14 protein-coding genes are annotated in these 16,214 nt (G+C 64.9%); 13 read left to right on the plus strand and 1 reads right to left on the minus strand.

Annotated elements, in window-relative coordinates:
• Positions 1-11: 11 nt before the first annotated feature.
• The 13 genes from algK to AAEQ75_RS03080 all read left to right on the plus strand — a co-directional run bounded on the left by algK (position 12) and on the right by AAEQ75_RS03080 (position 15,124).
• Positions 12-1,388 (plus strand): alginate biosynthesis TPR repeat lipoprotein AlgK, encoded by a 1,377-nt coding sequence (algK, locus tag AAEQ75_RS03020; RefSeq protein ID WP_343350847.1) that lies wholly within the window; start codon positions 12-14, stop codon positions 1,386-1,388.
• 14 nt (positions 1,389-1,402) lie between these two features.
• Entirely contained in the window at positions 1,403-2,842 is a 1,440-nt protein-coding gene (locus AAEQ75_RS03025) for an alginate export family protein (RefSeq protein ID WP_147811287.1), read from the plus strand.
• Between the two features lie 11 nt (positions 2,843-2,853).
• Positions 2,854-4,389: a mannuronan 5-epimerase AlgG gene (gene algG, locus AAEQ75_RS03030; RefSeq protein ID WP_343350848.1), complete on the plus strand. Its 1,536-nt coding sequence runs from the start codon at positions 2,854-2,856 to the stop codon at positions 4,387-4,389.
• A gap of 11 nt (positions 4,390-4,400) precedes the next feature.
• Positions 4,401-5,822, plus strand: coding sequence for an alginate O-acetyltransferase (locus AAEQ75_RS03035; RefSeq protein ID WP_296232544.1), 1,422 nt, complete (start codon positions 4,401-4,403; stop codon positions 5,820-5,822).
• 10 nt (positions 5,823-5,832) lie between these two features.
• Positions 5,833-6,942, plus strand: coding sequence for a mannuronate-specific alginate lyase (locus AAEQ75_RS03040; RefSeq protein WP_343350849.1), 1,110 nt, complete (start codon positions 5,833-5,835; stop codon positions 6,940-6,942).
• Positions 6,943-7,119: 177 nt separating this feature from the next.
• A complete protein-coding gene (locus AAEQ75_RS03045; protein WP_430523441.1) occupies positions 7,120-8,571 on the plus strand; it encodes an MBOAT family O-acyltransferase in 1,452 nt (483 codons plus the stop codon).
• 13 nt (positions 8,572-8,584) lie between these two features.
• Entirely contained in the window at positions 8,585-9,718 is a 1,134-nt protein-coding gene (locus AAEQ75_RS03050) for an alginate O-acetyltransferase (protein ID WP_343350850.1), read from the plus strand.
• Between the two features lie 25 nt (positions 9,719-9,743).
• Complete coding sequence (locus AAEQ75_RS03055) at positions 9,744-10,391, plus strand: alginate O-acetyltransferase AlgF (RefSeq protein WP_343350851.1); 648 nt, start codon at positions 9,744-9,746, stop codon at positions 10,389-10,391.
• Positions 10,392-10,488: 97 nt separating this feature from the next.
• Positions 10,489-11,925 carry a mannose-1-phosphate guanylyltransferase/mannose-6-phosphate isomerase gene (locus AAEQ75_RS03060; protein WP_343350852.1) on the plus strand — a complete coding sequence of 479 codons (1,437 nt, stop codon included), beginning with the start codon at positions 10,489-10,491 and terminating at the stop codon, positions 11,923-11,925.
• 165 nt (positions 11,926-12,090) lie between these two features.
• Positions 12,091-12,555, plus strand: a complete 465-nt coding sequence (locus tag AAEQ75_RS03065; protein ID WP_343350853.1) for a multidrug transporter — start codon at positions 12,091-12,093, stop codon at positions 12,553-12,555.
• A gap of 191 nt (positions 12,556-12,746) precedes the next feature.
• Positions 12,747-13,577 carry an SDR family oxidoreductase gene (locus AAEQ75_RS03070; protein ID WP_343350854.1) on the plus strand — a complete coding sequence of 277 codons (831 nt, stop codon included), beginning with the start codon at positions 12,747-12,749 and terminating at the stop codon, positions 13,575-13,577.
• On the plus strand, positions 13,574-13,942 hold the full coding sequence (locus tag AAEQ75_RS03075; RefSeq protein ID WP_343350855.1) for a hypothetical protein: 369 nt from the start codon (positions 13,574-13,576) through the stop codon (positions 13,940-13,942). Before AAEQ75_RS03070 ends, AAEQ75_RS03075 begins: the two co-directional genes overlap by 4 nt.
• A 21-nt stretch (positions 13,943-13,963) precedes the next feature.
• Positions 13,964-15,124, plus strand: coding sequence for an AAA family ATPase (locus tag AAEQ75_RS03080; protein WP_343350856.1), 1,161 nt, complete (start codon positions 13,964-13,966; stop codon positions 15,122-15,124).
• A 111-nt stretch (positions 15,125-15,235) separates the two neighbouring features.
• On the opposite strand, the gene trxB is transcribed toward AAEQ75_RS03080, so the two are convergent.
• Positions 15,236-16,183, minus strand: coding sequence for a thioredoxin-disulfide reductase (gene trxB / locus AAEQ75_RS03085; RefSeq protein WP_430523442.1), 948 nt, complete (start codon positions 16,181-16,183; stop codon positions 15,236-15,238).
• Between the last annotated feature and the right edge of the window lie 31 nt (positions 16,184-16,214).

The raw sequence follows: 16,214 nt of genomic DNA on the forward strand, positions 1-16,214 counted from the left end.
GAGGTCACGCCGTGAGCATGCCCCTCCTTCGCCCTGCCCTGCTCGGCCTCGCCGTCAGCGCCACGCTGGCTGGCTGCGCCGGCCTGCCGGATGAGCGCCTGGCCCGCGAAGCCCTGCAGAGCGGTGACCAGCAGACCGCCGAATGGCATTTCCGCCAGCTCGCCGAGATGGGCTACAGCGACGCGCAGATCGGCCTGGCCGACATCTACGCCGCCAATGGCCAGACCCAGGATCTGGATGAGGCCGAGCGTATCTACCGTCAGGCACTCGACGGCTCACCGCGCGCCAAGGCGCGCCTCGGCAAGCTGCTGGCGCGCAAGCCCGGCAGCAGCCTGGCCGAGCGCCAGGAGGCCGTCGAGCTGCTGGAGAGCGCAGCGCAGGCTCACGAGCCCAGTGCGCTGCTGCCGCTGACCGAACTCTACCTGTTCTACCCACAGGACTTCCCCGCCATGAACCTTGCGCAACGTATCCAAGACTGGCGCCAGCAGGGTCTGCCCCAGGCAGAACTGGCGCAGATTCTTCTGTACCGCACCGATGGCACCTACGACCAGCACCTGGGCGAGATCGAGCGTATCTGCCAGGCACGCCTGGCCAGCAACGACGCCTGCTACGCCGAGCTGGCCACCGTGTACCAGAAGCAGAACCGCGAAGACGACCGCCAGGCGCTGATCGACCAACTGCTCGCGGGCTACCGCGCTGGCAATGTTTCGCCCAACCAGGTCGAGTCCGTGGCTCAAGTCCTCAGCGACCCTGAGCTCGGCCAGCCGCAACCGCAGCAGGCACAGGACCTGCTCGAGGCCATTGCGCCGAATTATCCGGCAGCCTGGGTCAGCCTGGCGCGTCTGCTCTATGACTATCCGGGACAAGGCGATATCGACACCCTGCTCGGCTATCTGGAGAAGGGTCGCGAGGCGGCCCTGCCGCGCGCCGAACTGCTGCTCGGGCGCCTGTACTACGAAGGCAAGCTGCTGCCGCAGCAGCCGAAGAAGGCCGAGGAGCATCTGCGCAAGGCCGCACCCAGCGAGCCCAGCGCCAATTACTACTTGGGCCAGATCTACCTGCGCGGCTACCTGGGCGAGGTCTACGCCCAGCAGGCGCTCGATCACCTGCTCAGCGCCGCGCGCGCCGGCCAGCTCAGCGCCGACTTCGCCCTGGCGCAGATGTTCAGCCAGGGCCGCGGGGTCAAGCCCAACCCGGTCAACGCCTATGTCTTCAGCCAGCTGGCCCTGCCGCGCAACACGCCACCGACCTTCGAGCTGGCGCATGAAGTGGCCGAGAGCCTGACCCCGGCACAACTGGCCGAGGGCCAACGCCTACTGCGCGAGGAGCGTGATGCCCGCGGCATCGTCCTGCAGCAGCAGGCCGCCCTGCAGGTCAGCCAGCCATGAACAAGGATGCACGCATGCAGTTGAACAAAATCGTCAGCCAGCTGGGTCTGAGCGCCAGTCTGCTGGCCGCGAGCGCTGCCTGGGCGGCGGATGCGCCGAAGAATTTCGGCCTGGATGTGAAGATCACCGCGCAATCGGAAGACGACCGCGACCTCGGCACCCGCTCGGGTGGCGACGTCAACGGTATCGGTCTTGACCTGCGCCCCTGGGTCTACGGCGAGCGTGGTGACTGGAGCGCCTTCGCCATGGGCCAGGCGGTTACCGCCACCGACACCATCGAAACCGACCCGCTACAGGATGACGGCGAAGGCAGCGAACAACGCAGCGACGCGCGCCAGCCGGACAAGAGCTACCTGGCCATGCGCGAATTCTGGGTCGATTACGCCGGCCTCACCGCCTACCCGGGTGAACACCTGCGCGTCGGCCGTCAGCGTCTGCGCAGCAACGAAGGCACCTGGTGGGACACCAATATCGAAGCCGTCAATTGGCGCTTCGATACCACTCTGCTGCAAGCCACGGTCGGCGTTGCCGAGCGCTTCTCCGATTACCGCACCGACCTCGATGACCTGGCGCCCGAAGACGAAGATCGCCAGCACTTCTTCGCCGGCCTCGACTACCAGTGGACACCAGGCCACCGCATCGGCGCCAAGCTGCACCACAGCCGCGACGACGGCCGCCTGGCCAATCCTGGCGAGCGTGTCGACGAACTGAGCAAACGCTACACCGGTGACCTCACCTGGTTCGGCCTGCATGCCGACGGCGGCTTCTTCGAGCGCAATTCGCGCAATCGTCTCAACTACTGGGCGCAGCTGACCTGGCTGCAAGGCGATACCGATCAGCTGCAGCAGGAAGTGGTCGGCAACGACCGTATCGCCACCGGTTCGCGCAGCCAGGATGTCGACGCCTGGGCGATGGACCTGGGCCTACGCTACAGCCTCGATGACAACTGGAAGATCGGCGCCGCCTATGCCCGTGGTAGCGGCGGTGGCGATGAAGGCAAGTCGCGCCAGTTCATGCAGACAGGCCTGCACAGCAACCGCGCCAACTTCACCGGCGTCGAATCGCGTCTGCACCGTTACGGCGAGGCCTTCCGCGGCGAACTGTCGAACCTGCAGGTGGCCAGTGCGTTCAGCTCCTGGCAGCTGGGCGAGGACTACGACGCCAGCGTCGTCTATCACCGTTTCTGGCGCGTCGATGGCGACCAGGACGTCGGCGACAGCGGCATCACCGCACCGCTGGTAGCCGGCGAGAAAGACATCGGCCAGGAAGTCGACCTGGTGCTGACCCGCTACTTCAAGCAGGGCCTGCTGCCGGCCACCGTCGCCGAACAACTGGATGATCGCTCGGCCCTGGTACGCCTGCGCGCCGGCGTGTTCCTGCCGGGCGACGCCTACGGCAGCGGCACCGATTCGGTGATGCACCGCGCCTTCGTCGACTTCATCTGGCGCTTCTGAGGGATCGGACCATGCAACCCAACGGCTTAGCCCTACCCCTGCTGCTCGGCGCGCTGTGCCTCACCGCGCCCCTGGCCCAGGCCAACCCGACGCAGCATCAGTTCGACTACCGCGTGCGCAGCGCCCCGGCGGACGAACTGCATATGGAAGCGCCCAAACTGCCGGACCTGTCCGGCTACACCAAGGAGGCCGTGCTGGCCAAGATTCCGCGTGAACAACGCGGTCAGGTGGTGGTGCGGCGCATGCTGCGCCAGGACGCGCTGAAGGACTTCACCGGCGGCAACGAACGCCTGCGCGAATGGATCAAACGTCAGCAGGGCATGCCCCAGGCGATCTTCATCGAAGGCGGTCTGGTCACCGCCCAGGATCTGGCCAAGGCGCTGCCTGACAGCCAGTTCGCCGAGCAGGAGCCAGGCGTGTACCTGGCTCGTCTACCCATCGTGGTGGCCGAGGGTGCCGCGCTGCACATCGGCAAGGAAACCCGCGAACTGCGCCTGTCGCAGGAGCGCGGCTCGTTCCTGGTCAACGACGGCCTGATGTTCATCACCGACACCCGCGTTACCGCCTGGCGCGAGGCAGACAACGGCCCGGCGACCATGCGCGACAACGGCAAGGAGTTCCGCCCCTTCCTGGTGTCCTGGGGCGGTAGCGAGCTGTATATCGCCAGCAGCGTGATCACCAGCCTGGGCTACAGCAACTCGAAGTCCTACGGGGTATCGATTACCCAGTACACGCCGAACATGCACGAGCGCCTTCAGCGCGACGAGCCGACCGGCTGGCTGATCGATTCGGAGTTCGTCGATCACTGGTACGGCTTCTACTGCTACGAAGCGCAGAACGTGGTGATCAAGGGCAACACCTACCGCGACAACATCGTCTACGGCATCGACCCGCACGACCGCTCGCATGGCCTGATCATCGCCGAGAACACCGTGTTCGGTACCAAGAAGAAGCACGGAATCATCATCTCGCGCGAGGTCAACGACAGCTGGATCATCAACAACGAGAGCTACGACAACAAGCTCTCCGGCGTGGTCATCGACCGTAACAGCGAACGCAATCTGATCGCCTACAACCGCGTGCACGGCAACCACTCCGACGGCATCACCCTGTACGAGAGCGGCGACAACCTGCTGTGGGGCAACCATGTACTGGGCAACCGGCGCCACGGCATTCGCATCCGCAACAGCGAGAACATCCGCCTCTACGAGAACGTCTCGGCGATGAACCAGCTCACCGGTGTGTACGGCCACATCAAGGACCTGTCCGACACCGACCGCGACCTGGACCTCGACCCGTTCGATACCAAGATCTCGATGATCATCGTCGGCGGCACTTTGGCCGGTAACGGCTCCAGCCCGATCAACATCGACTCGCCGCTGTCGGTCGAGCTGTACCGCGTGAAGATGCTTGCCCCGCGCAAGAGCAGCGGCATCCAGCTCGCCGGCATCCTCGGCGAAAAACAGGACGAAATCCTCGACCTCATGGTGCGCCAGCGCCTACCCGTGCTGATCGATCCGATCGAGCCCGAGAAACTGACCAATTGATGAGGCCAACGATGATCCCATCACCCTTCAAGTCCCTTTCCCTGGCCGTGGCCTGTGCCCTGGCCAGCACCGCCCTGCAGGCGCAAGAGCGCCAGGCGCCGCAGTATCAGGTCGAAGACTGCTGCTCGCTGTGCCCGGCTGCGCACGACGCCAGCCGCTACACCACCAACTACATGAAGAACTTCGTCACCCTGCTCGATGCCGAGGAAGGCTGGCTGTTTCGCAGCGTCGAAGACCTGCGCACCGAGTTCGGCACCAGTGAAGTCGGCTACCAGCGCCTCAAGGAGCTGCGTGACGGCCTCAAGCAACGCGGCGTGGAGCTGGTGGTGGTCTACCAACCGACCCGCGGCCTGGTCAATCGCAACAAGCTGTCGCCCGCCGACTACCAGCGCTTCGACTACGACAAGGCGCTGCGCAACTACCGCCAGGCGCTGAGCCGCTTCGAGCAACTGGGTATCTGGGTGCCGGACCTGACCCCGCTGACCGACGAAAACAGCGACAAGGAGTTCTACTTCCGCCGCGACCAGCACTGGACGCCCTACGGTGCCGAGCGCACCGCACGGCTGGTGGCCGAGACGGTCAAGCGCATCCCCGGTTTCGAAGATATTCCGCAGAAGGAATTCGTCACCGAACGCATCGGCCTGATGGGCAAGACCGGCACTATGCAGAACGTCGCCAGCCAGCTGTGCGGCACCGGCTACGCGGTGCAATACGTCGATCAGTTCATCACCGAACCGAAGGACGCCAGCGATGGCGACGCGCTGTTCGGCGACGAGAGCAGCCCGAAGATCACCCTGGTCGGCACCAGCCACAGCGGCAAGAACTACAACTTCGGCGGCTTTCTCGAAGAGTACCTGGGCACCGACGTGCTCAACGCAGCCTTCCCGGGTGGCGGCCTGGAAGGCGCGATGCTCGAGTACCTGGCCAGCGATGCCTTCCAGAACGACCCACCGCAAGTCCTCATCTGGGAGTTCTCGCCGCTCTACGACCTGGCTTCCGACCGCATCCACCGCCAGCTGATGGCCAGCCTGAGCAATGGCTGCAGCGGCCAGACCGAGGTGCTCGCCAGCGAGAAGCGCCTGCATCCGGGCAGCAACGAAATCCTCGTCAATGGCGAGAACAAGCTGCTGACCCTGGCCGGCAATCGCCACCAGCTCGACCTGCGCTTCAGCGACCCTGCGGTCAAGCGCGTCGACGCCACCATCTGGTACCTCAACGGCCGCCGCGAACAGCTCAAGCTGGAGAAACCCAACACCGTCGATACCGACGGCCGTTTCACCGTCGAGCTGCGCGACGAGCCGGGCTGGGGTGAGCAGAACTTCTTCGCCCTGGAAATCCAGAAGCCCGAAGACAGCGCCGACGACCTGAAAGTCCAGGCCAGCCTGTGCCAGCGCCCGAGCGGCACTAGCCAGCAAGTCGCGCAGCACGACTGAGGAGGCCACCATGCCCATACGACTCGCTCCCTTGCCCCTGATGGCCGTGCTGCTCAGCGGCCCGGCCTTTGCCGAACTGCAACCGCCAGCGGGCTACTACGCCGCCGTCGGCCAGCGCGACGGCAAGGCGCCCACCTGCCCGGCGGTGCCGCAGCCGTATACCGGTGAGCTGCAGTTCACCAGCAAGTACGAGGGCTCCGACAAGGCGCGCGCCACGCTCAACCGCCAGGCGGAGAAGAACTTCCGCAAGCAGACCGAGGGCATCGTCCGCCTGGAGAAGGAAGGCGGGCGGATGATCACCAGCTACATGCGCACCGGTCAGCCGGAGCGCCTGGAATGCGCCATCGAATGGCTCGACCAGTGGGCCAGTGCCGATGCGCTGGAGTCCGAGCAGTTCAACCACACCGGCAAGTCGATGCGCAAATGGGCGCTCGGCAGCCTGGCCGGCGCCTGGCTGCGTCTGAAGTTTTCCGAGTCGCAGCCACTGGCCGCCTACCCGCAGCAGAGCGCACGCATCGAGGCCTGGTTCACCCGCCTGGCCGAACACACGGTACGCGAGTGGAGCGACCTGCCGCTGCGCAATATCAACAACCACAGCTACTGGGCCGCCTGGTCGGTGATGGCGGTGGCGGTCATCGATGATCGTCGCGACCTGTTCGACTGGTCCATCAGTCAGTTCCGCATCGCCGCCAATCAGGTCGATGACGAAGGCTACCTGGCCAACGAGATGCGCCGTAGCCAACGCGCCCTGGCCTACCACAACTACGCCCTGCCACCGCTGGCGATGATCGCCGCGTTCGCCGAGGCCAATGAAGTCGACCTGCGCGGCGAGAACCATGGCGCCCTGCAGCGCCTGGCCGAACGCGTACTGCAAGGTGCGCGCGACCCGGCTGCGTTCGCCCAGCGCACCGGTTCCAAACAGGACATGAGCGAGCTGCGCAAGGACTTCAAGTACGCCTGGCTGGCGCCCTACTGCAGCCTCTACGCCTGCAGTGAAGAGACCCGCGAACTGAACCAGGAGATGGGGCCGTTCAACAGCTTCCGCCTCGGTGGCGAGGTGACGCAGGTGTTCAACGGCCGTAGGGCGGACTCAGGAGCGCCAGCGAACAGTCCGCCATAGCGTTTACCAGAGATTCACCGGCGTACTGCTTCGCGAGTACGCCCTACGGCGAGGACAACCGGAGCAACCGGCAGGTCCGCGTAGGGCAAGCAGTCCGCCAACGTATGCAACAAAACAAACCCTCCGCTCGCGGGGGGAACGGGGGGCGCTGCCCCGGCTGTTCACGGAGAAGCACGGATGGTCTTTTCATCCAACGTCTTTTTGTTCCTGTTTCTGCCGATCTTTCTCGGCCTGTACTACCTGTGCCCGAATCGCGGGCGCAACCTGCTGATCCTGATTGGCAGCTACGCCTTCTATGCCTGGTGGCGGGTGGATTTCCTTCTGCTGTTCGCTGCGGTAACGCTGTGGAACTACCTGTTCGGCCTGCGCATCCAGGCGCATGCCGGCACACAGGCGGCACGCCGCTGGGTGGTCGCGGGTGTGATCGGCAACCTGGCCACACTGGGCTACTTCAAGTACGCCAACTTCGGCGTGGCCAATATCAACGCCGTGCTCGAATCGATGGGGATGGAGCCCTTCGTCCTCACTGCGGTGATCCTGCCGATCGGTATTTCCTTCTACATCTTCCAGTCGATCAGCTACCTGATCGACGTATACCGCCGCGATACCGAACCAACGCGCAACCTGATCAACTTCGCGGCCTTCATTGCCCTGTTCCCGCAACTGATCGCCGGCCCCGTGCTGCGCTACAAGGACCTGGCCGACCAGTTCACCGACCGTACCCACAGCCTCGACAAGTTCAGTGAAGGCGCCACGCGCTTCATGCAGGGCTTCGTCAAGAAGGTATTCATCGCCGACAGCCTGGCGCCGCTGGTGGACCACTGCTTCGCCCTGGAAAACCCCAGCACCGGCGATGCCTGGCTGGGCATGATCGCCTACACCGCGCAGCTCTACTTCGACTTCTCCGGCTATAGCGACATGGCCATCGGCCTGGGCCTGATGATGGGTTTCCGCTTCATGGAGAACTTCAACCAGCCCTATATCAGCCAGTCGATCACCGAGTTCTGGCGGCGCTGGCACATCAGCCTGTCCACCTGGCTGCGTGACTACCTGTACGTACCGCTTGGCGGCAACCGTCATGGCACGTTCAACACCTACCGCAACCTGTTCCTGACCATGTTGCTGGGCGGTTTCTGGCACGGCGCCAACTGGACCTTCCTGATCTGGGGCGCCTGGCACGGCATGTGGCTGGCCATCGAACGCGCCCTCGGCGTGAAAGCCGCACCGATTGTGTTCAACCCGTTGAAATGGGCCTTCACCCTGCTGCTGGTAATGCTCGGCTGGGTGATCTTCCGCGCCGAGAATCTGCAGGTGGCCGGACGCATGTATGCCGCGCTGTTCAGCTTTGCTGACTGGCAATTGAGCGAGCTGACCCTGGCGCGCATCACCGGGCTGCAGATGGTCACGCTGGTGCTGGCCTGGGTAGTGATCGCCGTCAACGGCGCCCGCCAGTTCCTCGCCAGCCGCAACCATGAGCCGGGCCTGACCCTGGCCAGCGCCGGCATCGCCCTGCAGGCCGTCGACCTGCGCCTGGTGGTCATGCGCGGCGCCCTGCTGCTGTTGTTCTGCGTCTCGCTGCTCAAGCTCTCGGCGCAGAGCTACTCCCCCTTCCTGTACTTCCAGTTCTGAGCGGAGGCCGACAATGAATCGCCCCATCAAGACCCTGTATGTCGCGCTGTTCGCCCTGCTGCTGTTGCCGGCCAGCCTGCTCGCCCTGACCAAGCTCACCGACTACCACATGCCAGCGCAGCCGAGCGTGCTCGACGGCGGCCTGGCCAAGAGCTTCGAGCGTCACTACGACGAGAACTTCCCGCTCAAGCAGGCCGGCATCAACCTCTGGGCCGCCGTGGAGTACCTCGCATTCGGCGAGGGCCGCAGTGGTCTGGTGATCGGCGAAGACGGCTGGCTGTATTCGGACGAAGAGTTCGATCCGGTGGTCGAGGGTCAGCGTCAGCTGCGCGACAACCTGGCGCTGATTCGTGGTGTACAGCGTCAGCTCGAGGAGCGCGATATCCAACTGATTCTGGCCATCGTCCCGGCCAAGACGCGTCTGTACCCGGAGCACACCGGTAGCCATCGCCCCAGCGCTCTGCAGCGCAGCCTGTACCCGCGTTTTCACCGCGCGGTGCGCAACGCCGGGATCGCCGCGCCGGATCTGCTCGCACCGCTGCAGGCAGCCAAAGCCGACGCCCCGGTGTTCCTGCGTACCGACACCCACTGGACCCCGGAAGGCGCCGACGTCACTGCCAAGGCGCTGAGCGATGTGGTGCACAGCGCCATGCAACTGCGTGGCGAGCCACAACAGTTCGTCACCGAAACCGTGGAAACCCGTACGCACGAAGGCGATCTGACTCGCTTTCTGCCGCTGGCACCGCTGTTCGAAAACCTGATGCCGCAGGCCGACCGTCTGCAACAGCGCGAGACTCAAGCCGCCGAAAGCAGTAGCGACGACCTGTTCGGCGACAGCGACCTGCCGGTGACGCTGGTCGGCACCAGCTACAGCGCCAACCCGGCCTGGAACTTCGCAGGCGCCCTGCGTGAGCACCTGCAGCGCGACCTGGCCAACCACGCCGAGGAAGGCGGCGGCCCGCTGGTACCGATGCTCAAGTACCTGCAAAGCGACGAGCTCGAGGACCACCCGCCACAGCTGGTGATCTGGGAATTCCCCGAACGTTATTTGCCGATGGCCAGCGACTTCACCGATTTCGACCCGCAATGGCTCGCCGCACTCAAAGACGGCGGCGAGCGCCAGGGGCTGGCTGCTGCCAGTCACTGATTCATCCCCCAAGGAGGACTATCCGATGACAACTCAAACCACCCTACGCCGCTTCACCCTGGGCGCCTGCGCCCTGGCCCTCGGCCTCGGCATGTTCCAGGCACAGGCCGATGACGGCGCCCTTTACGGGCCCAAGGCACCGAAAGGCTCGGCCTTCGTCCGCGCCTACAACGCCAGCAGCGCCGAACTCGATGTCAGCGTCGGCCAGACCCAGCTCAAGCAGATCTCGCCGCTGGGCTCCAGCGACTTCAAGTTCCTTCCGGCCGGCAGCTATCAGGCCCAGGTCGGTAACGCACAGATGGCGGTGGATCTGCAGGCCGCGCGTTACTACACCCTGGTCAGCCAGACCGGCGCCGAGCCGCGCCTGGTCGAGGAGCCGCCCTTCACCAGCCGCCAGAAAGCGCTGCTGCGTGTACAGAACCTGACTGACAGCACCCTCAGCCTGAAGACCGCAGACGGCAAGACTGCCGTGGTCGCCGACGTCAAACCTGACGGCCGTGGCGACCGCGAGATCAACCCGGTGAAGGTTGGCCTGGCGCTGTTCGACGGCGAGCGCAAGGTCGCCGACCTGAAACCGGTCACGCTGGAACGCGGCGAAGTGGTCAGCCTGTTCGTCACCGGTGGTCAGGGCAAATTGTCTCCGGTGTGGGTCAAGCGCCCCATCGACGGTTGATGCAGTGAGTTTCTAGAACAAGGAAAACGGCGGGTACACGCCGCACCGACACGACACGGGCAAACCACTTGATCAATCGTTCAGGAGAGACACAACCATGACCCCCATCATCCTATCCGGTGGCAGCGGCTCGCGACTCTGGCCTCTTTCGCGCAAGCTCTATCCCAAGCAGTTCCTCGCCCTGACCGGTGAGCAGACGCTGTTCCAGCAGACCCTGCAGCGCCTCTCCTTCGACGGCATGCAACCGCCCGTGCTGGTGGCCAACCAGGAGCACCGCTTCATCGTCCTCGAGCAACTGGAGCAGATCGGTCAGCAGACGCAAATGCTGCTGCTCGAGCCGTTCGGCCGCAACACCGCCCCCGCCGTGGCCATGGCCGCCCTGCAGCTGGTCGCCGAAGGTCGTGACGAATTGATGCTGGTGCTGCCGGCCGATCACGTACTGGACGACCAGCAAGCCTTCCGCCAGGCCCTGGCACTGGCCACCGTGGCCGCTGAAAAAGGCGAGATGGTGCTGTTCGGCGTACCAGCCGACCGCCCGGAAACCGGCTACGGCTACATCCGCGGCCAGGCCGACGGCGACCTGCCCGATGGCGTGGCGCGCGTCGCCCGCTTCGTCGAAAAACCCGACGCCCAACGCGCCACCGAGTATGTGAACAGCGGCGACTATTACTGGAACAGCGGCATGTTCCTGTTCCGCGCCAGCCGCTTCCTCGAAGAGCTCAAGCACCACGACGTGGACATCTACGACACCTGTTTGCTGGCCCTGGAACGCAGCCAGCGCGAGGGCACCCAGATCACCATCGACCCGGCCACCTTCGCCTGCTGCCCGGACAACTCCATCGACTACGCGGTGATGGAGAAGACCAGCCGCGCCTGCGTGGTGCCGCTCGCCGCCGGCTGGAACGATGTCGGCAGTTGGTCGTCGATCTGGGAAGTGCATGACAAGGACGACGCCGGCAACGTGACCAAGGGCGACGTGGTGCTCGAGGACAGCCGCAACTGCCTGATCCACGGCAATGGCAAACTGGTCTCGGTGCTGGGCCTGGACGACATCGTCGTGGTGGAAACCAAGGACGCCATGATGGTGGCGCACAAGGACCGCGTGCAGGACGTCAAGAAACTGGTTGGCAAGCTCGACGAGCAGGGTCGCTGCGAGACCCAGAACCACTGCGAGGTCTACCGCCCTTGGGGCTCGTACGACTCGGTAGACATGGGCGGCCGCTTCCAGGTCAAGCACATCACCGTCAAACCGGGCGCGCAGCTGTCGCTGCAGATGCACCACCACCGTGCCGAGCACTGGATCGTGGTGTCCGGTACCGCCAAGGTGACCTGCGACGATAAAGAGTTCCTGCTCACCGAGAACCAGTCCACCTACATCCCGATGACCTCGGTGCACCGCCTCTCCAACCCGGGCAAGATCCCGCTGGAGATCATCGAGGTGCAGTCCGGCACCTACCTCGGTGAGGACGATATCGAGCGCCTGGAAGATGTGTACGGTCGCAGCGATGCAGTAGCAGTCGGCGCCGCACACTGAATGAACCGTGGGAGGGACTTTAGCCACGATGTCGCTCGCGGCTAAAGCCCCTCCCACTGCTCATGCCTGCCTCCAAAGCTGTCACACCCTGCGACAGCCCACGCGGTTACCCTGACAAAGCACCTTGTGTAGGATGAACGCAGACTTCGCAAAAAGGCTGCCCTCATGCTGTTCGGTGTCGTACTCGTCATCACCTGGCTGATCCTGCTGATTCGCTACCCGACCAAGGCCCTGCCTGTGTCCATGGCCGCGCTGGTCGGTCTCGGCCTGGTGGCGACCTGGGTGCTCTGGCAGGAAAACCAGGACGAGCGCTACCTCGCTCATGTCGAATTGCGCCTGAGCTACGACCCGCAGCGCTGCCCCGCTGATCGCCCACTGGCCATCGACCTGAAGAACGGCAGCGACGCCGCCCTGCTGGAGCTGCGCTGGGAAGTCGCCGCCTACCGCCCAGGCAACGCCACCAACCTGGCCCAGCGCCTTTACGAGTCGCCACGCTATAGCGGCCCCGGCGAGCTGCTGCCGGGCGCCAGCTGGAGTGACTGCATGCCCCTGCCCGACCTGCGCAGCGGCTATCGCCCGGCTACGCTGGAGTTTCGCGCCGAGCGCCTGCAAGGCAAATTCATTCGATAACCTGTAGGAGCGAGCTCTGCTCGTGAAGCTTGCCGCGTCATGCGCGTTCGCGAGCAGAGCTCGCTCCTACAGCTCGACATCCGTTGCCAGCCCCGTAGGGCGGACTCAGGAGCCTAGGCGAACAGTCCGCCATCACCTCAAGCCAAGCCTGCTAAGCTGCAGCCCCATTCGCGTCTCAGGGAGTCCCGCGCATGCCTCAACCCAGCGTTCTCATCACTGGTTGTTCCAGCGGCATCGGCCGCGCCCTGGCCGACGCCTTCAAGGCGGCTGGCTACGCGGTGTGGGCCACGGCACGCAAGTACGGTGACCTTGCAGCGCTCGAGCAGGCGGGGTTCCACGCAGTGCAACTCGACGTCAACGATGGCAACGCGCTGCAGCAGCTAGCCACACGCCTGAGCGAGGAGATAGGCGGCCTTGATGTGCTGATCAACAACGCCGGCTACGGCGCCATGGGTCCACTGCTCGACGGCGGCGTCGAAGCCATGCAGCGGCAGTTTGAAACCAACGTGTTCTCCATTGTCGGCGTCACCCGGGCGTTTTTCCCGCTGCTGCGCCGTAGCCGCGGCCTGGTAGTCAATATCGGCAGCGTGTCCTCGGTACTGGTAACGCCTTTCGCCGGTGCCTACTGCGCCTCCAAGGCAGCGGTGCATGCCTTGAGCGACGCCCTGCGCATGGAGCTGGCGCCCTTCTCCATCGAGGTGATAGAAGTGCAGCCAGGCGCCATCGCCTCCAGTTTCGGCGCCAATGCCAGCCAGCAGGCCGAGGCGCTGATCCGCGAGGATTCGCCCTGGTGGCCGCTGCGCGACGGCATCCGCGCCCGCGCTCGCGCCTCGCAGGACAACCCGACCCCGGCCAACGACTTTGCCGCGCAACTGCTGACCGCGGTGCAGCGCGACACACGCCCACGCCTGTTGCGCCTGGGCAACGGCAGCCGTGCCCTGCCGCTGCTCGCCACACTGTTGCCCAAGGCGCTGCTGGAACGGGTTCTGCGCAAACGTTTCGGCCTGGCGCAGCAGCTGTGAGCCAGCGCCTGCCCGTGCGCTACTACGCCGTTGCGGGGGTGATCGCCGCCGTGCTGCTGAACCTGCTGCTGCGCACCTTCGTGCGCCTCGGCGGCGTGTTCACCACCTTGCTGATCGCCGCCGCCATCGCCGCCGGTCTGGCACTGGTGTTTCACTGGCGAAGCGGGCGCGCGCCGAGCAACGCCGAGCGCTGGCGCTTCACCCTGCTCTATGGCGGCGTGCTCGGGCTGCTCTATCTGGGCTTGCTGGGCATGATGTACCTGCAGGACACGCCCAGCCCCATGGGCCTGTTTCTATTCAGCCTGCACTACCTGTGCTACCCGGTGCTGGCCTGGCTGGCGTTTTCGCCACGTTATGGCCGCTGATTCCGCCAGGAAACCATCTGCATGCTGCATACCCTCGCCGTCGCCAACTACCGCTCGATCAACAGCCTGATCCTGCCGCTGGGCCGGCTCAACCTGATCACCGGCGCCAACGGCAGCGGCAAGTCCAACCTCTACCGCGCCCTGCGCCTGCTGGCGGAAACCGCACAAGGTGGCGTGGTCAACGCGCTGGCGCGCGAAGGTGGGCTGGAGTCGAGTTTCTGGGCCGGGCCGGAGAAGATTTCCCGGCGCATGCGCAGCGGCGAACTGCCCGTACAGGGCGGCCCACGGCAGAACGTGATGCGTCTGCGTCTGGGCTTTGCCGGCGAGGATTTCGGCTATGCCATCGCCCTGGGTCTACCCGAGCCAAGCAGTTCGGCCTTCGCTCTCGACCCGGAGATCAAGCGTGAATGCATCTGGGCCGGCGCCAGCTATCGCCCCGCCTCGCTGTTGGTGGATCGCGCCGGGCCCATGGTGCGCATGCGTGAAGGTCGCAGTTGGCAGGTATTGGCCCAGCACGTGCCGAACTACGACAGCCTGTTCGACCAGATCGGCAACGACCCAAATTGCCCGGAAGTCTTCCAGCTACGCGAAGCCATCCGCCGCTGGCGCTTCTACGATCACTTTCGCAGCGATGCCGAGGCGCCCGCGCGCCAACCGCAACTGGGCACGCGCACGCCGGTGCTGCACCACGACGGCCGCGACCTGGCTGCAGCACTGCAAACCATCCGCGAGATCGGCGACCGCGACGCCCTGAACGCTGCCATCGACGACGCCTTTCCCGGCAGCCGACTGCATATCGACTTTCAAGCGGGCGGGCGCTTCGCCGTGGAACTGCGCCAGGAGGGCTTGCTGCGCCCGTTGAGCGCCGCAGAACTGTCCGACGGTACGTTGCGCTACCTGCTGCTGGTCGCCGCCCTGCTCACGCCACGGCCGCCCTCATTGATGGTGCTCAACGAGCCGGAAACCAGCCTGCACCCGGATCTTTTGCCGGCACTCGGTCGCCTGATCATCGCGGCCTCGAAGCAGACCCAGGTATGGGTCGTCTCCCACGCCAGCCGCCTGATCGCCACGCTCAAGGAAAGCCCCGACTGCAACACCCTGGAGCTGGACAAGCAGCTCGGTCAGACCTGCATCCGCGGCCAGGGCATGCTCGACGAGCCGCCCTGGCATTGGCCGGATTGAAACCTGCGGATTGATACGAACAACCTGTAGGGTGCGCCGCGCGCACCGACTTCTGATCGCTATCAGCTACGGTCCTGCAAAGCGCGGTGCGCACAGCGCACCCTTGTGTTCTCACAGCCCGTCGAGATAGCGCTCGACATCCAGCGCGGCCATGCAGCCGGCACCGGCCGAAGTGATCGCCTGGCGATAGACCGAGTCGGCCACGTCACCGGCAGCGAACACGCCAGGAATGCTGGTCGCGGTGGCATTGCCCTCGCGCCCGCCATTGACCACCAGATAACCGTCCTTCAGCGCCAGCTGGCCTTCGAACAGGCTGGTATTGGGCGTGTGACCGACGGCAACGAACAGTCCATCCACCTTCAGCTCGCGATAGGCACCGCCGTATTGCTTGAGGCGTACGCCGGTGACACCGCTGGCATCGCCCAGCACTTCGTCGACCTCGGCATTGAGCTGCAGCTCGATCTTGCCCTCGGCGACCCGCTCCTGCAGTTTGTTCTGCAGGATCTTCTCGGCACGAAAGGCGTTGCGGCGATGGATCAACGTAACCTTGCTGGCGATATTGGCCAGGTACAGCGCCTCTTCTACCGCCGTATTGCCGCCGCCAACCACGGCCACCTCACGGCCGCGATAGAAGAAACCATCGCAGGTCGCACAGGCTGATACGCCACGGCCCATGAACGCCTCTTCACTGGGCAGCCCCAGGTAACGCGCGCTGGCACCGGTAGCAATGATCAGCGCGTCGCAGCTATAGGTGCCGCTGTCGCCAACCAGGGTGAAAGGCTTGCCGGCCAGATCCACGGCGTTGATATGGTCGAAAACGATCTCGGTCTCGAAGCGCTCGGCATGCTCCTGCATGCGCTGCATCAGCGCCGGGCCGGTCAGGCCATGCGGGTCACCCGGCCAGTTGTCCACTTCGGTGGTGGTGGTCAGCTGGCCACCGGCCTGGATACCGGTGATCAGCAGCGGTTTCAGGTTGGCGCGCGCGGCATAGACGGCAGCGCTATAACCGGCAGGGCCGGAACCCAGAATGATGACGCGGGCATGACGAACGGCAGACATCACTAACTCCTTGCAAGCCCACAGGGCCGGC

Origin of the sequence: Pseudomonas sediminis, from assembly GCF_039555755.1 — a bacterium.
GTDB classification, from domain to species: Bacteria; Pseudomonadota; Gammaproteobacteria; order Pseudomonadales; family Pseudomonadaceae; genus Aquipseudomonas; species Aquipseudomonas mendocina_D.

What these genes read in the sequence shown, in the direction of transcription:
- AAEQ75_RS03040 (WP_343350849.1), top strand. Translation starts at nt 5,833, where the DNA reads ATGCCCATACGACTCGCTCCCTTGCCCCTGATGGCCGTGCTGCTCAGC.
- trxB (WP_430523442.1), bottom strand. Translation starts at nt 16,183, where the DNA reads ATGTCTGCCGTTCGTCATGCCCGCGTCATCATTCTGGGTTCCGGCCCT.
- AAEQ75_RS03070 (WP_343350854.1), top strand. Translation starts at nt 12,747, where the DNA reads ATGCCTCAACCCAGCGTTCTCATCACTGGTTGTTCCAGCGGCATCGGC.
- AAEQ75_RS03080 (WP_343350856.1), top strand. Translation starts at nt 13,964, where the DNA reads ATGCTGCATACCCTCGCCGTCGCCAACTACCGCTCGATCAACAGCCTG.
- AAEQ75_RS03035 (WP_296232544.1), top strand. Translation starts at nt 4,401, where the DNA reads ATGATCCCATCACCCTTCAAGTCCCTTTCCCTGGCCGTGGCCTGTGCC.
- AAEQ75_RS03025 (WP_147811287.1), top strand. Translation starts at nt 1,403, where the DNA reads ATGCAGTTGAACAAAATCGTCAGCCAGCTGGGTCTGAGCGCCAGTCTG.
- AAEQ75_RS03065 (WP_343350853.1), top strand. Translation starts at nt 12,091, where the DNA reads ATGCTGTTCGGTGTCGTACTCGTCATCACCTGGCTGATCCTGCTGATT.
- algG (WP_343350848.1), top strand. Translation starts at nt 2,854, where the DNA reads ATGCAACCCAACGGCTTAGCCCTACCCCTGCTGCTCGGCGCGCTGTGC.
- AAEQ75_RS03050 (WP_343350850.1), top strand. Translation starts at nt 8,585, where the DNA reads ATGAATCGCCCCATCAAGACCCTGTATGTCGCGCTGTTCGCCCTGCTG.
- AAEQ75_RS03045 (WP_430523441.1), top strand. Translation starts at nt 7,120, where the DNA reads ATGGTCTTTTCATCCAACGTCTTTTTGTTCCTGTTTCTGCCGATCTTT.
- AAEQ75_RS03055 (WP_343350851.1), top strand. Translation starts at nt 9,744, where the DNA reads ATGACAACTCAAACCACCCTACGCCGCTTCACCCTGGGCGCCTGCGCC.
- AAEQ75_RS03060 (WP_343350852.1), top strand. Translation starts at nt 10,489, where the DNA reads ATGACCCCCATCATCCTATCCGGTGGCAGCGGCTCGCGACTCTGGCCT.